Raw genomic sequence first — 15,389 nt, 5'->3', positions numbered from 1 at the left:
TGAGTGTTTGCCGGTAGTTGTTTGCGTCGAAATCCAAGACCTAACCATGCAAACATATCATCGAGAACCGGAGGGCAAGCCTAACTCATCTGCCGCACGGATTCCGCTATGGCTGAAGACCGCCTACACGCTTTTCATGGCGGTGCTGATTACCGTGTATTGGCACCATTATGGGCCCACGAACTTCCTCTACTTCTGTGATGTGGCGCTCTTCCTCACGCTCATTGGCATCTGGACGGAGAACAGGCTGCTCATCTCCATGCCCGCGGTGGGCATCCTCATTCCACAGGCATTGTGGGTGATCGACTTTCTGGTGCAACTCACTGGAGTAAAGTCGACTGGAATGACGGCGTATATGTTCGATGAGAATCGTTCACTCTTCCTGCGGGGGCTTTCTCTCTTTCACGGATGGCTGCCATTTTTGTTGCTCTATCTGGTGGCAAAGCTGGGTTACGACCGTCGTGCCTTTCTAAACTGGACCATCATCGCGTGGGTGCTGTGTCTCGTCGGTTATTACCTGTTGCCACCTGCGGGCGCACAATTGCCGGACCCGAAGATTCCAGTGAATGTGAATTACGTGTTCGGCTTTGACGATGCGCAACCGCAGACGTGGTTGCCCGCGAAGATTTATCTGTTTGTGTGGATGATCACCTTGCTTGCACTGATCTACACGCCTACGCATTACATGTTGAAGAAACTTTTCAGCAAACCCGCTGAGGCCGTTTGAACGCCAGGAGAGGTGAAGCGCCGGGAGTGCCCTCACACACTTCCGGTGCTGTCTTTTTAAAAGCGCTGCCAGAAGCGAAACCAGATTCGGAGCGGGGTCTGGCTTAAAATGTCTTTTAGCAAGACTTCCATGCTGCTCGCGGCGGGTTCTTCCAGCTTGTGACAGCGGTTCAAAGAGAACAGGAACGTCACAAAAACAGCTATGAAAAACCAGGTGTAACGGTTCATATCCAAGCCATACCAAAGTGCTTCGGAACTTTGCAGCGCATCGATGAACACGCCCCAAACCACAGGAGCGATGCCTAGTGAGAGGCTACCAGCCACAGAATAGAGCGCGAAGAAATGTGAGCGGCCCATCTCTGGCACCACTGCCATAGCGAGGCGTGTCGTGGCCATGCCGATGATGGAAGCACTCATGCCAGTGAGGAACATCAGGAACAACACGATCGGAATGGAGAAGGCGAGCAGCTTGGTGGCCAACAAGAACCAACCCGTCAGGATGAGCAGGAAGAGAAGATGCCCGAGAGCCAACGCAGGTTTGCTGCCCAAACGATCTAATCGCGCACCAAGCAACCAAAGGCTGCTCAAGCCGCCGATGAACATCGCTGCGGTCATGAAGAGAATTTTGCCTTCTGGAATACCTTCCATGACTTTCAAGTAAGCAATCGGAAACGTGCCCATGCCGCCATAGGCAAAGGACCAGACGACCGTCATACGCAGCAGCTTCTTGAACGGTGGGTAATTGGAAATTTCTTTCCACGGCACCGGATTATTTGAGCCACTGATCTGCGGCGGCGCTGGCACTTCGGGAATGCGCTTCAAGAAAATCAGGCTGATGGCACCCATGATGGCACTAAAAGCGATGATGGCAGAAAACTGCCACGCTTTCGGATTCGCGCCTAGGGTAGCAGCCGCGATGATCATGGTGATGAAGCTGGCTATGTTCACCATGCTGGCTTCGCGAGCGAGATACTTGCCGCGTATCTCTGCCGGGATCAGTGCCGTGATCCATGGCAACCAACCGCAACTGGAGATGCCACGTGAGAGATTGAAGAAGAACAGCAGGAACAACATCAACGAGAGGCGCGATTCTTTGCTGAGAAAAATTTCCGTCAATGGCACCAACGCCATCAAGAAGATGAACACGACGCGAATGGACCAGCCGCCGAGCACGAATTTCTTATACCCTACGCTCGCCACATGCTTCGCTGCTGGAATTTGAAAGATCACCAACAACGGCATCATGCCAGCAATGATACCGAGCACAGTGGCACTCGCATCCAGTGTCTTCGCATACAGGATCATCGGGCTGGCGAGGACGATCTGGAACGACAGCGCATTGAAGGCCGCAAAGGAAAAGATGTTCCCGATACCCGGCGGGAAGGCCGGGGTGGATGGATTGCTCTCGTTGCGTTCCACAGGTAAACACCGGAGCGCGTTGCGGGCGTATCCGGTGAAGTCAGTGTGGAAAACCTGCGGCCGGTGTCGAGGGAGATTTCTAATCCAAAAACACGAAACCCGGCGTGGTTTTCATCACGCCGGGTTCGTTCGAATTCTTTTTATCGCTTACGCGAACAATTCGTTCATCACCTTGCCGTTGCGCACGATCATCACCGGACGACCGCTCGGTGTGTGGTATTCCTTCGTCGGATTGATGCCCAGCGAGTGATAGTATGTAGCCGCCACATCATCCGGTGTGATGGCCTTGTCCTTCGGGCCTTCACCTTTCGCATCGGATTCGCCGATGACTTGGCCGCCTTGAATGCCACCACCAGCCAATAGGCAGAACATCGCGCGCGGATAATGATCACGACCGCCGCGCTGATTGATCTTCGGCGTGCGACCGAACTCACCCGTCACGAATACCGAGGTGGATTCCAGCAATCCTTTCGCCGCGAGCGTCTGGAACAATCCTGACAACCCGGCATCGAGCGTCGGCAAATTCTTGTCCTTCAGCTTCGCGAAGTTCTGGTCATGCGTATCCCAGCCACCGAGCGTGACCGTCACGAAACGCACGCCGGATTCCACGAGGCGTGTCGCCAGCAAGCAGCTCTGCGAGAATGAATCCGTGCCGAACAGCCCCGTGATGCTTTCCTTCTCCTTGCGCAGATCAAACGCCTCGCGTGACTTGTCCGAGCGCATCATGTCGTAAGCCTTCTGGCCGAACTGATCCATGCCTGCGAGCAATTTGTCTTCCTTAGCGAATTCGCCGAAGGCCGTATCATAACGCTTCACCAAATTCTGACGGCGATCCACATCTTCGAGCGTCACACCATTGCGCAAGGCCAGACCGCGCACTTCCAGAGCACGCCCTGCGACCGGCGCAGAACCCGTCTCGAACGGCCCATATTCCGGCCCCATGAAGCCCGTCGCGTAATTGCCCTGGCTCGGAATCGCCACGAACGGCGGGAGATATTCCGGCGCGCTCAGTTCCTTCGCCACCACCGCGCCATAGCTTGGATAGCGCAGCGAGGCGATAGGCCGATTGCCCGTCATCATGTAGGAGCTGCCCAACTCATGCGCCGCGAGTGTGTGGCTCACACCGCGCAAGATCGCAAACTTATCCGCGCACTGCGCCAGCTTCGGCAAGTGCTCGCTGATGCGCACACCCGGCACATTCGTAGCGATCTCCTTGAACTCGCCGCGATGCGTATCAGGCGCGTTCGGTTTCAGATCAAACGTATCCATGTGGCTCGGTCCACCGGAGAGGCGCACATAGATCGCCGCCTTGCCCTTCGCCGCAGCGACGCCACCTTGCGCCTGAAGCTGCAGAAAGTTCGGCAAGCTCAGGCCAATGCCTGCGAGTGCACCCACGCGCAGGAAATCGCGCCGACTGACGCCATCACAATAAGTGTCGTTTGCCATAAGGTTACGTTTAGTGGTTCACCAAAAATTCACGCGCATTCAGCATTGCCCAGAGGACGTCGCGCACGCCATCCACCGGATCTTTCGCCTTCGCCAGATCTTCCTTCGCCAACTTCACCTCTTCTGCGGTCGGGAAGCGGCTCACCGTGCGGAGATAAATCTCCGTGATGACTTCATCATGATTGAGTGCCACCGGCTTCACCGCTTCGCTCAATTGCTTTTCCTTCACATCTGCCGCCGCGATCTGTGCATCCACTTGCTTGAGCTGCACCTCCGTAGCAGTGCCCTTCTCCATATGCATCGCGCGACGCTTCTTCAAATTCTCTCGCGTCGCACGCATCTTGCGCAGTTCATCATTCGCCTTCTTCGCTTCACCGGTATTGCCTGCATTGCGCAGCTCACTGATCCATGCGCCATCCTTGGAAGGGCTTTCCAACTTCACCAGCATTTCTGGATCATTCCGCGTGAAGAGCGTTTGCAAGAGGGTGGGATCCGCTGTGCGTTCGCAGTCGCAGTTCGTCAACCGTGCTGGTTTGCCGAACGTTGTCAGCGAATAGCTGCTCAAACCTTTCTTATTCCCCAGGCTGGAGGCAGGTCCGATCGCACGTTTCTCGATCTCACCCGCAAAGGTCGATTGATCCTTCGCCGATGCCGTAGCCATCGTAATCGCATCCATCGCCACCTCGGCGGGCAGGCGGCGTAGGATCATGTGGCTGAAATTCTTTTCATCCAGTTTGTTCGTATCGTTCGGTTTCCACGAGCGTTGATACGTATCGCTGTTCAAGATTTCGCGATGCAGCCACTTCATGTCGTACCCCTTCGCGGCGAACTCCATCGCCAGATAATCCATCAACTCCTTGTTCACCGGCGGATTCGCCAGATTCATGTCATCCGCTGGTTCTACGATGCCGCGTCCGAAATAATTCGCCCACACACGATTCACAAATGCCCGTGCGAAATACGCATTGTTCGGATCACGCATCCACTCCATCAGCGGCGCACGCGGATCGGGATAATCGCTCAGAGAAACTTCATCACCACCCAGAATCTTCGGCGTGGCCACGCGGCTGTTGTAGTTCGGGTTCTTCGCTTTGATACGAGCGATGTCCTTATCGCTCAACTTGCGCGCAGTGGTCTGGCTCACGAAAAGCTCCTGCCACGGCGCCGGTTCACCGGCACGCACAAGCTTCTCGAAAGCCGCTTCCATCAGCTTCTTCTGCTCTCTTTTATCCACTTCGCCCACACTGGCACGCATCTGGTCCGCCATCGTGCGCAGAGTGATCTCCTCTTTCTTGTTGTTGCCGCCGTATTTGATCGGCTCGAAGAACGCCTGGAACTGCTCGAAATCCGCCTTCGTCCACTGATCGAACGGATGCTTATGGCACTCTGCGCACTCGATTCGCACACCGAGGAAGCTGTGAGAGAAGGCCAGCGCCTTTTCCTGCGGCTTGCGCACATTCTGGCGCAACCAGAAGAACGGCATGTTCGGGCGATCCGCGATATCCGCCGGGTTCTCCTTCTTCAAGTAAGAGGACATCTCCTTCGCGTAATCCACATAAGACTGATCCGGGCTTGTGCGCCCCGTGGCGAGGACGATGCCCGCCACCAACTTATCGTAAGGCTCATTCTTCTGCACCCGCGCAAGGATCCAGTCATACCACATGCGTGATAATTCGTTGCTATACTCCTTCTCGCCCGCGCCACGCAGTTGGGCTGGATTATTCCCCGTCCAATCATTCATCTGCGTCGCCCACCACGCGGCATAGCCCGGTCGATTCAGCAATTCATCGATCTTCTTCGCGCGTTTGTCGGATGATTTGTCCGCCACGAACTCGCGGATCTCCGTCGGCGTCGGCAACGTGCCTGTGACATCCAGACTTACGCGACGCAGGAACTCCGTATCACCTGCCACATCGGAAGGCACGATGCCCACCTTGCGCAGCTTGTTCACCACCAGTTCATCCACCTTAGTGCGTGTGGCCACTTGCGGATATTTCGGCCCCACCTTATCGCTGACCGGCAGCATCACCGGGATGGGCAACACGCCGTTATCGTAGAACGCCACCACATGCGTATCACCGGGTCCCGTGCACTTCACTTCACCCGTATCGGAAATATTCGAGACCGTGTCATCATTCGTGCGGAAGCGCGTGATCTGCGTCACATCCTCCACCGTGCCGTCTTTCCAATGCGCGAGCACCTTGAGCTGCACTGCTTCACCGGTCTTCTTGAAAACGATCTCCTTCGGGAAAATTTCGAGACGATCAAACTCACCCGTCTCCGCTACATCGATCTTCGCACCCTCGCTGATCCACTTAAGCAACAAGTTATACTCCCAAGAACCTTTCTTGATGCGCTCCTTGCCCTTGTGCTTCTCCTCATTCGTCGCCTTCAGGAGTACGAGACTCTGCGCCGGGTTCTCTTTCTCGATGCGGATACCGTCTTCCTTGTCACTCGTGATCTCCTTGTGATCCTTCTCGAAATCATATCCGAACAGGGAAAGCTGAAATCCACCCTGACCAGCGAAAGAACCGTGACACTCGCGACCACTGCAACCCGACCGGCTCATGAGCGGCACCACGTGACGACGAAAACTCGGCGACTCCGCCTTCTCCATGGTGATCCAGCGCTCCAGCGCCGTCGGCAACTTCTTCTCCGCGGCGCCCACCCCCATCGGAGCGATGAGAGAAAGCGTGGCGATCGCCACCCAGATCCGCGCCCAAAGTTTGCTGGCCTTGCTCGTCATAAAATCTTGTCTCAAATCACTCCCGGCATTCATCCGCCGCGAGCGGTAAACACATCGGTCCCTGCACAAAGAGTCGGCTGAACTTCAAAGCACACCTCAGCCGCTCTGAACACGCAAGGGATATGTTCACCAGATAGACGCCCTACCACCTCCGTAAGGTTACGGAAAAATATTCTTCCATCAGCCTTCCCGCCGCCCACCCACATCTCCCTTACCCACTCAATTTTCATGGCACCCATCATAAAGGAGGGGGTAGGACATTGGCTGTCCATGCCTCCATTTTGCGAAAATATTTCAAAAAATCACAAACAACTAACCATCAATTAGTTAGGCGTTAAATCACCACCTTGATATGAAAATTTTTCCGGCAAATAACGCTTTCTGCCAACTCCGAAAAATTTAACCTAATCAACTTCCCACCCCTCGACGAAGCCCACCGCCCCGTGCTGCCGGATTCCAGCCGGCAGTATTAGTGCGTCCGCCGTAGCATATCTCGACAATTAGCCCGGCGACACGATTTCCCCCAACCCAGCATCCTCATGAACTCTCACCGAGCACTCCTCCAGCCTTGGCCCAAAGGGCCAAAAGAATCCAGCCCAAGGCAGACCACGGGTGGTCTGCCTTGGGATTAAAGCCGCAGAATGAACGCGGCCTGAAAGGTCGCCAGAGCCTTAAAGCCCATCAACCCACTGGTAATGACGCCCCAGCCTCACACAAACCCACCCAGCTTCCCTTACTGGCCCCGAGAGGGACCAGCAGCCACTAGTGACCAAAGGGAACTAGTAAACGATATTTAGCAACCACCGCCCCGGCAGGGGCGGATGACCTCCCGGAGCGCCGACCTCCGGTCCGGCGAGAATCACTTCTGTACCGCAACCCCATCATTGCCCTTCTCGACCTCAAGGCATACCTTCCATCACAAAGGATTCGACCATGAAAACAGGCACTGCCCAGCTCCTCAAATTTTCGTGCGTATTGAGCCTATTCCTCTTCATCGGTTGCACATCACCTCCATCACCCGCTAAAAACGTCACGCTCTCACTGACCGAAGCCACGCTTCAACATGAGGACAGCTATTACCGTCTCACCTGCACAGCCATATTGGATAACCAAACCGGTCAAACCCTCTTCGTGACCACCAGCTTCGATTCCCCTTTCGATCATTTACGCCCGGTCATCTATGATGCACATGGGCAGTTGCTGCACGATGAAAACGATACAAACAAAACCCGCTTAATTTTCGACTATCGTTCTCCCTACCATCTAGGAAAGCCCTATCCGCTCGCCACTGGACGCTCCACCAATGAACTGCACTTTCTGTTACCTTTCACAATTTTCCCGATACGCACCTACACCGTTACAAATCACCCCTCCGTAAAAGTCAGCTTGGCCGGATTTCTGACCGGCAGCTCCTATCCATATCAGGTGAAATCGCAAATCGTTCCAGTGACTGCTGCCGCACCAGAATCTAAACCCACATCACGTCCTTACTTATGGGAAACATCGGCTCCTTGATCCGAAACACCTCATTCAATATGAGGTATGGTTGATTATTTCACTGGAGCACAATTACTTGTTCCTCCGTCCAACCCTCATGCACCGCATCTTTTACCTTCTCCCACTCCTCCTCCTAGCCGCTTGCCACACCACCCCTGACTACACCCAGACCGAATCCACCACCTGCGAAGTCCATCAAGTCGCCATGACCAAACGCACCGTGCCGATCGCCTACGGCATGATCCCCATGAGCAAAGCTGAAGCAGAACAAGGCGAATGGAAACGTCGCACGACCCAATACCCTCACCCCGGCGATTGCCTCCCCGCCACGAGCATCAACCTGCACGGCGAAAAGAAAGCCCGCATCTACGTCTGCACCCAATGTGAACAAACTTGGAAAAACTCACTTCAACATTTTCCCACTGAAAACTGAACACTGAAAACTTGAAACTTACCCCCTCATTTCGTCATTGGTCATTTCACAAGCCCATGCCCCTCCACCACCATCCTCGTCTCACTCGGATCCTGATGAAACACCGTATGCCACCCCCGCGCCTTCCCCGCCTCCACATTCTCCAACCGGTCATCGATATAGAGTATCTCCGCCCCGCGCTTGCCTGACATCGCCTCCACCGCCTCGTATATCTTCGGTGCCGGTTTCATCGCCTTCACTTCATGCGAGTAAACGTAACCCGTGAACTTCGCGAAGAATGGGAACTTCCTCTGTACATGTCCCACAGCCAGTTCGTTCGTATTGGAAAAGATGAACGTGGACACACCGCGCTGATGCAACTGCGCGTGCAACTCCACCATCGCCGGAATCTCCGAGAAAATATCCGCAAACGCCTCTTTGAACTGCGCCAAGCTTCCTGAATATCCCGTCGTGCTCACGAACTCACCGAACAACTCCGGCGTCGTGATCAACCCCGTCTCATAGCGATGCAGCAAAGGCGATTGATCAATCACCAGCTTCAGCTCCTTGCCCTTGATGCGACACAACGGTTCCAACTGCCGCGTCATGATCCCATAATCAAAATCCAGCAGCACCTTCCCCAAATCAAAAACAACCACCGTTGGCTTCATCGTGTTTCCCATTTCTTAATCGTCCTCGATTCCCACCTCAGCGTCCGAATCGCCGACCTGAAACATTAGACCTGAGACCTGAAACTTTTCACCACTGAAAACTGAACACTGAAAACTTGAAACTAATTTTCCACCGTCCGTCTCCCTTCCATGGCGCGGCTAAGAGTCAACTCATCCGCAAATTCCAACCCGCTCCCCACCGGCAATCCCTGCGCCAGTCGCGACACCTTCACACCCTTCGCCGCCAGCCGCTTGGAGAGATAATTCCCCGTCGCATCCCCTTCCACATCCGTGCCCAGCGCCAGCACCACCTCATGAACCTGACCGCCACTCGCGCGCTCTTCCAGCTCCGCGATCCGCAAATCCTCCGGCCCCACGCCATTGAGCGGCGAGATACGCCCGCCCAGCACATGATACTTGCCCTTGAACACACCTGACTTCTCGAACGGCAAAATATCCACCGCCCGCTCCACCACACACAGGATGGCTCCATCGCGACGCTCATCCGCACAGATGCCGCACGGCTGCGATTCCGTCAACGCACCACACACCTTGCACCCCTGCACCCGTTCCCGCGCCTGCACCAATGCCTGCGCCAGCCGTTTCACACCATCCACCTCCGCCTGCACCAGATGCAACGCCAGCCGCTCCGCTGAGCGCGGCCCGATACCCGGCAGCTTGCTCAGCGAAGCAATGAGTTCCGTAAGTGGTGGCGGCAGTGAAGCCATGAGGGTTTAAAAATTTCACCGTTTGATCCCCCTCGCCCCTCGGAGGGGAGAGGGCCGGGGTGAGGGGTGCCGGGAATTACTGACACTACCTACAATTTATGGGAGCACCCCTCATCCTCAATCCTTCTCCCCTCCGAGGGGAGAAGGAAGACAGCCTGTCGCCATGCGGCAACCCGGCTGCTTCGTCCATCCGTACTTTAGAACATCCCGGGCAAGCTCAGCCCCTGCGTGATCTTGCCCATCTCCGCATTGGAGACTTCCTTCGCCTGATTCAGCGCCGTGTTCACCGCGCCCACCACCAGTTCTTCGAGGAACTGCGTGTCCTGCGGATTGCACGCCTGTGGGTCGATCTTGATCGACGCGATCGTACCATCGCACCGCGCGACGACCTTCACGGAACCGCCACCGCTGACGGCCTCCACTGTCTTCGCGGTCAAGGCGGCCTGGGTTTGTTCCATCTGCTGCTGCATGCGCGCAGCCTGCTTCATGAGTTTGCCAATGCTCGACATAGTAAAAGTTGGTTAGCTGTATTATGCCCTCACATCCACGATCTGTCCCTTAAAAATCTCAAGGGCCTTCTTGATCAATGGATCATTCTTAAAATCTTCGATCCGCACCGGCTCCACGGATTTCTTCTTCTCTTCCGTCTTCGCCGCCGGAGCGCCATTTCCGCCACTAGATGCCGGAGCCGCTTTCGCCGCCTCTGGCGTTCCGAGAATCGGCACCATGCGCCGTTCCCAACCTTCCGGCTCTACCGATTCGATGAACTTCACGCGTGCCTCGCCCTGCCCCAGTTCCTTCAACTTCGTCTGGATGAGCGCATGGTTCTTCGAGTTATCCACCAGGCTCAGGTGATACGAAAACTTCGGATCATATCCGATGATGAACACACCGTTATTGAACGACACCGGATGCGCCTCCAACAGATACGACTTGATGAACGGACTCACGCGCGCGACCGCATCCACCACCTGATCCCACAAAGGCGCGAGTTCCAGCGTCGTCGCGCCAGCCTTCGGTGCAGGTTTTTCTTCCTCAAAAAGTGCCGGAGCAGATACCGGAGCCGCCTCAATCTTGTGTGCTTCCAGCTTCGGAGCCACTGGTGCAGATATCGGGGCCGGTTTCGGCACTTCCAATTTCGGTGCCGGTGCAGCCAATGGCACAGGTGCTGCCGTAGTTGCCGGAGACGCTGACATCGCTTCCCGCAAAGATGTAAATGGCTTCGGTGCCGCTGCCGGAGCAGGTGCTGCTGGCGCCTTCGCCACTTCCGCAGATGCTGCCGCTACGGAACCGCCGCCACCACCACTGCCACGCAATTGATTCAACGTCTTCAACACCGAATCAATGCTCACCGCATTGCGCGCCTGAATGGCCCGCAACAACGCCACTTCGATCAAAATCTTCTTCGACACCGCCTCGCGCAACCGCCCCTCCGCATCCGTCAACACCTCAAGAATGCGGCTGAGCGCCTCGACGTTCACGAGACCCGCCTGTTCCTTCAGCATCACCGCTTCCGCCTCGGAAACTTCGAGCAGCGAGAGATCGCCCGAGGACACTTGGTAAATCATCAAGTTACGGATATGGCTGAGCAAGTCGCTGAGCAAACGTCCCAAGTCCTTACCGCTCTTCGCCAGCGCATTCAGTTCGCGCAAGGCCCCATCCACTTCACCCGCAAGCACACCTTGCGAGAGCGCCAGCAACTGGCTCCGCGCCGTGAGGCCGAACATCGAGAGCACATCGCCCTCCTCGATCTTGCTGCCGCAAAAGCTGATGAGCTGGTCCAGCGTGGACTCCGCATCGCGCATACCGCCATCCGCCGCGCGCGCGATCGCATACAGCGCCCCGTCATCGATCTCCACACCCTCTTCCTTCGCGATGAACGCGAGCTGCTTCACGATGAGATTCGCCGGAATGCGCCGCAGGTCAAAGCGTTGGCAGCGCGAAAGAATCGTCGGCAAAACCTTCTCCGGATCCGTCGTCGCGAAGAGAAACTTCACATGCGCGGGCGGTTCTTCCAGCGTCTTCAACAGCGCGTTGAACGCTGCCGTCGAGAGCATGTGTACTTCGTCGATGATGTAGATCTTGAACTTGCTCGAAGCCGGGGCAAAGCGGCAGGTATCGCGCAATTCGCGCACCTGTTCCACACCATTATTGCTCGCACCATCGATCTCGATCACGTCCAGCGAACGCCCGTCCGCGATCTCCTGGCACTTCGGGTCCGCCACGTCGAAATCCGCCTTCGGACCACCCGTGCAATTCAGCGCCTTCGCGAAGATGCGCGCCATCGTGGTCTTGCCCGTGCCGCGCGGACCGCAGAAGAGATACGCGTGCGCGATGCGCCCCGCCTTGATGGCATTGGCGAGCGTCTGCGAGACATGCTCCTGCCCCACCACATCGTCAAATTTCTGCGGACGATACTTCCGGGCTATGACCTGATATGACATGACGGAAAAAGTATGGTTCAGGATTTAAGTTTTACGAGCCCAAGTTTTTCACAACCCCCACGTAGCTGCCGACGTAAGGAGGCAGAACTAACTTCTTCCAACCCGTAGCAGCCGAGGTGACGAGGCTCTAACCTCCGACTCTCGATGTTCAGAGTTGGACGTTCGATGTTCGATGTTTCCGCGTTCCTTGAAGAAAATATCAGGGACACCACGGCAGATGTAGAGCAAACTACCGTTGCTGCCTTCCGGCCCTGGCGGGGTTCGTAAGTCCGCATTCCATGGGCCCTGACGCGCGTGATTAAGCCGAACGAACCCACCGGCATCAAGACACAATTTGCGAAAACATTTCTTACCCCTACGCCTTCACTCGCTCCCAATCCCCATTCATAACTCATAATTCATACCTCATCCCTCAGCATTCCCCTCCGGCCCCACCACCGCCACCACCGCCATTTCCGGCCGCAAATACTTCGCCGCCACCGCTTTCACCTCTTCCACCGTGACCGCCTCATAATGCTGATCTTCCGTCTCGTTATTCGCGAAACCCAGCCCGTAAAGCTCATCCAGCGCCGTCGCCTGTGCGTAGCCGCCCAGCTCCTGCCGCCCGATCTTCTTCTGCCCGATGATCTTCGCCTTCGCCCGCTTCAATTCCTCGGCACTCAACCCTTCCTTCACCAAGAGCGCCGCTTCCTTCAGCAATTCTTCCTCAACGAGCTGCACCTTCTCCGGTGCCGTACCCACATAGAACCAGAACCCGCCCGGCACCAAGCCCGGAAAATTCTGCGCGCCCACGTAGTAAGCGAGCCCCAACTCATCCCGGATGCGGATGAACAAGCGCGATCCCAGATCACTGCACGCCTCGGACAGCAGCTCGATCGCATATCGGTCATTCGCTTTGATCGTCGTGCCGGGGAAGCCCACCACCACCACCGCCTGCTTCTTGTCCCGCGCCTCGAACACATGCCGCAACGCGTTCGCCTCCGGCTTCGGCTGCGCCTTCACCAGCGATTCGCCACTCACCGCATCCTTCCAACCACCCAGCGACTTCTCCACCGCCGCGACTACATCCGTCGCCTTCACATCCCCATAGATCGCCAGCACGCAATTCGATGGCGCGATCACCTTCTGATAAAAACTCCGCAACACCGCTTCATCCAATCGCGCCACACTCTCCTCCGTGCCCGTACCGTCAAAGCCGTAACCACTCGGGCCGAACAACGCCTTGCGCATCAGCGAACTGCAGCTCTGCAAGAGCTGATCCCTCCGCGACCGGATCGCCGCCAGTTGCATCTCCCGTTCGCGCGCCAGCGCATCCGCCGGAAACGCCGCGTGTAGCAGCACATCCGTGATCAACTCCATCCCCAACGCGAAATCACTGCTCAACGTCTCCGCCGAAAGCCCGAAGCTGTTGTTCCCGCCATACGTATCGATGCTTCCGCCCACGGACTCGATCTCCTCCGCGATCTGCTCCGAAGTCCGCTTCTGCGTGCCTTGCAGGAGCATCCGCGCGAGCAATTGCGTCACGCCATTATTCTCCTCCGTCTCCGCGAGCACACCGCCTTGGAACACCGCGCGAAACTCCACGAACGGCAAGCGATGATCTTCCTTCACCAGCAATTTCAAACCATTCGCCAGCGTGAATTTTTGAATCGCATTCTTCTGCGCTTCTGTCGATGCCTTGCTCGCCTTCGGCGCGAAACCCGTCGGCACCAGCGAGTAAACCGTGCGGTTCTCCGGCGTCAGATACTGCTTCGCCACGCGTTGCAGATCGGCGGGCGTCGCCTTGCGCACCGCTTCCAGATAACGCTCCGAGAAATTCAAGTCATTCGCCGCCAGCCAACTGCCGCCGAGATCCTGCGCCTGCCCTTGCATCGTCTTACGCGTCGCGAGCGTCGCCGCCGTGAATTGCTTCACCGCCTTCGCGAACTCCGCTTCCGTGATGCCCTTTTCCTTCACCAGCTCGAGCTGCTCCAGCACCGCCGCCTGCGCTTTTTCGAGCTTCTCTCCCTCGCACACGATGCTCATGCCGAAGAGCCCCGGCGCGCCCGGACTATACGTCCACGCATCCACATGATTCACCACTGCCTGCTTCTGCCGCACCTCGCGATAGAGCCGCGAACTCCGCCCAGCACCCAGCACCGTGCCCAGCACATCCAGCAACGGCACATCCACATGCCGCAAGTCCGGGATATGCCAGCTCATGTGCGAATGCACCAGCTCCACCGTCGCCTCTTCCGTGGTCACCCGCTCCGCGATCTGCCGCGGCTCCACCGGCAACACGATATCCGGCAAAGGCCGCGCCTTGGAATTCGCCCAAGCCGCTTTGATCTGCTCCACCACCTCCGCCGCATTCACATCACCCACCACCACATAGAACACATTGTTCGGCGCGTAACGCTCGTGGTAATAGCCGCGAATGTCTTCCGGCTTCAACTCATTGAAAATATCCAGATACCCGATGATCGGATACCGATACGGACTCTTCGTGTAAGCCGTCTCGAACAGCCTGCGACCCGACCGCCGACCCGGATCATCCTGCCCCATATCCATCTCGCGACGGATCACGTCCAGCTCCTTCGCCAGATCATCCGGCGGTAGCGACGCGTTCTGCATGATGTCGCACAAGATATCGATCGCCACCTTCCCACCCGTGTTCGGCACATTGATCCAATACACCGTGCGATCAAACGACGTGTAGGCATTCATATACCCGCCCGCCTCCTGCACCTCCTGATCGATGCGACTCCCCGTGCGCGACTTCGTCCCCTTAAACAACATGTGCTCAAGCACATGCGAAAGCCCCGCCCCCATCCAGCGCCCCTCATGAATGCTCCCCGTCTTCGCCCAAGCCTGGGCGGACACCACCGGCGCGCTATGATCCTCACGCACGATGATCGTCAGCCCGTTCGGCAACGTCGTCATCTCCACGCCCGACGGCATCGCTGGAATACTTGCCGGTGCCGCCGCTCCCGCCCCATTCGTCTTGCCTGCTTCAGTCGTAATCATGCTCACAAAATTATTAAGTTAGAATTGCCCCTCACCGCTCGGAATGCAAACCACTTCCCATCGTGCTCGTGCTCGTCGTCGTCCTTCGTACTCGAATAACGGTAGGGCTGGGTGTCCTCACTCGGCCGCCCCTTCCCAAGCCGAGGAACGAGGCTCTAACCTCCCAACTCTCGATGTTCGATGTTCGATGTTTCTCTGTCATACCTCATCCTTCATAATTCATACTTTACCCGAGGGGGTAGGACATTGGCTGTCCATGTGACTTTTTCCCGAAAATTTCCAAAACCACACAAC

Annotated in this window: 11 protein-coding genes and 1 other RNA gene; 3 read left to right on the top strand and 9 right to left on the bottom strand. The window is 56.6% G+C overall.

From position 1 onward, the window contains the following. Positions 1 to 46 precede the first annotated feature (46 nt). Entirely contained in the window at positions 47 to 727 is a 681-nt protein-coding gene (locus tag VGH19_23480; protein ID HEY1174347.1) for a hypothetical protein, read from the top strand. 56 nt (positions 728 to 783) lie between these two features. Here the strand turns inward: VGH19_23480 and VGH19_23475 are convergent, their stop codons facing one another. From VGH19_23475 to VGH19_23465, 3 genes are all read right to left on the bottom strand, one after another. Further along, positions 784 to 2,145, bottom strand: coding sequence for an MFS transporter (locus tag VGH19_23475; protein ID HEY1174346.1), 1,362 nt, complete (start codon positions 2,143 to 2,145; stop codon positions 784 to 786). Positions 2,146 to 2,292: 147 nt separating this feature from the next. After that, positions 2,293 to 3,591, bottom strand: coding sequence for a DUF1501 domain-containing protein (locus tag VGH19_23470; GenBank protein ID HEY1174345.1), 1,299 nt, complete (start codon positions 3,589 to 3,591; stop codon positions 2,293 to 2,295). A gap of 10 nt (positions 3,592 to 3,601) precedes the next feature. Beyond that, entirely contained in the window at positions 3,602 to 6,337 is a 2,736-nt protein-coding gene (locus VGH19_23465) for a DUF1549 and DUF1553 domain-containing protein (protein HEY1174344.1), read from the bottom strand. Positions 6,338 to 7,270: 933 nt separating this feature from the next. Here VGH19_23465 and VGH19_23460 point away from each other — a divergent pair. Both VGH19_23460 and VGH19_23455 read left to right on the top strand, forming a co-directional pair. Further along, a complete protein-coding gene (locus VGH19_23460) occupies positions 7,271 to 7,852 on the top strand; it encodes a hypothetical protein (protein HEY1174343.1) in 582 nt (193 codons plus the stop codon). A 187-nt stretch (positions 7,853 to 8,039) separates the two neighbouring features. Further along, entirely contained in the window at positions 8,040 to 8,267 is a 228-nt protein-coding gene (locus VGH19_23455; protein HEY1174342.1) for a hypothetical protein, read from the top strand. Between the two features lie 41 nt (positions 8,268 to 8,308). On the opposite strand, the gene VGH19_23450 is transcribed toward VGH19_23455, so the two are convergent. The 6 genes from VGH19_23450 to VGH19_23425 all read right to left on the bottom strand — a co-directional run bounded on the left by VGH19_23450 (position 8,309) and on the right by VGH19_23425 (position 15,095). Next, entirely contained in the window at positions 8,309 to 8,917 is a 609-nt protein-coding gene (locus tag VGH19_23450; GenBank protein ID HEY1174341.1) for an HAD family phosphatase, read from the bottom strand. Positions 8,918 to 9,039: 122 nt separating this feature from the next. Next, a complete protein-coding gene (gene recR / locus VGH19_23445; GenBank protein HEY1174340.1) occupies positions 9,040 to 9,645 on the bottom strand; it encodes a recombination mediator RecR in 606 nt (201 codons plus the stop codon). 197 nt (positions 9,646 to 9,842) lie between these two features. After that, positions 9,843 to 10,154 (bottom strand): YbaB/EbfC family nucleoid-associated protein, encoded by a 312-nt coding sequence (locus tag VGH19_23440; GenBank protein ID HEY1174339.1) that lies wholly within the window; start codon positions 10,152 to 10,154, stop codon positions 9,843 to 9,845. Positions 10,155 to 10,175: 21 nt separating this feature from the next. Next, on the bottom strand, positions 10,176 to 12,089 hold the full coding sequence (gene dnaX, locus VGH19_23435; protein ID HEY1174338.1) for a DNA polymerase III subunit gamma/tau: 1,914 nt from the start codon (positions 12,087 to 12,089) through the stop codon (positions 10,176 to 10,178). Positions 12,090 to 12,283: 194 nt separating this feature from the next. Then, an RNA gene (gene ffs, locus VGH19_23430) (signal recognition particle sRNA small type) lies at positions 12,284 to 12,380 on the bottom strand. Positions 12,381 to 12,494: 114 nt separating this feature from the next. Further along, positions 12,495 to 15,095: a pitrilysin family protein gene (locus tag VGH19_23425; protein HEY1174337.1), complete on the bottom strand. Its 2,601-nt coding sequence runs from the start codon at positions 15,093 to 15,095 to the stop codon at positions 12,495 to 12,497. Between the last annotated feature and the right edge of the window lie 294 nt (positions 15,096 to 15,389).

This window comes from Verrucomicrobiia bacterium (genome assembly GCA_036405135.1).
Classification (GTDB): domain Bacteria; phylum Verrucomicrobiota; class Verrucomicrobiia; order Limisphaerales; family JAEYXS01; genus JAEYXS01.
This window is presented reverse-complemented; position numbering and strand designations above follow the sequence as displayed.

Excerpts from the sequence above, each read along its gene's own strand:
- VGH19_23480 (HEY1174347.1), top strand. The coding sequence starts at position 47 with ATGCAAACATATCATCGAGAACCGGAGGGCAAGCCTAACTCATCTGCC.
- VGH19_23470 (HEY1174345.1), bottom strand. The coding sequence starts at position 3,591 with ATGGCAAACGACACTTATTGTGATGGCGTCAGTCGGCGCGATTTCCTG.
- VGH19_23465 (HEY1174344.1), bottom strand. The coding sequence starts at position 6,337 with ATGACGAGCAAGGCCAGCAAACTTTGGGCGCGGATCTGGGTGGCGATC.
- VGH19_23460 (HEY1174343.1), top strand. The coding sequence starts at position 7,271 with ATGAAAACAGGCACTGCCCAGCTCCTCAAATTTTCGTGCGTATTGAGC.
- VGH19_23455 (HEY1174342.1), top strand. The coding sequence starts at position 8,040 with ATGACCAAACGCACCGTGCCGATCGCCTACGGCATGATCCCCATGAGC.
- VGH19_23450 (HEY1174341.1), bottom strand. The coding sequence starts at position 8,917 with ATGAAGCCAACGGTGGTTGTTTTTGATTTGGGGAAGGTGCTGCTGGAT.
- recR (HEY1174340.1), bottom strand. The coding sequence starts at position 9,645 with ATGGCTTCACTGCCGCCACCACTTACGGAACTCATTGCTTCGCTGAGC.
- VGH19_23440 (HEY1174339.1), bottom strand. The coding sequence starts at position 10,154 with ATGTCGAGCATTGGCAAACTCATGAAGCAGGCTGCGCGCATGCAGCAG.
- dnaX (HEY1174338.1), bottom strand. The coding sequence starts at position 12,089 with ATGTCATATCAGGTCATAGCCCGGAAGTATCGTCCGCAGAAATTTGAC.
- VGH19_23425 (HEY1174337.1), bottom strand. The coding sequence starts at position 15,095 with ATGATTACGACTGAAGCAGGCAAGACGAATGGGGCGGGAGCGGCGGCA.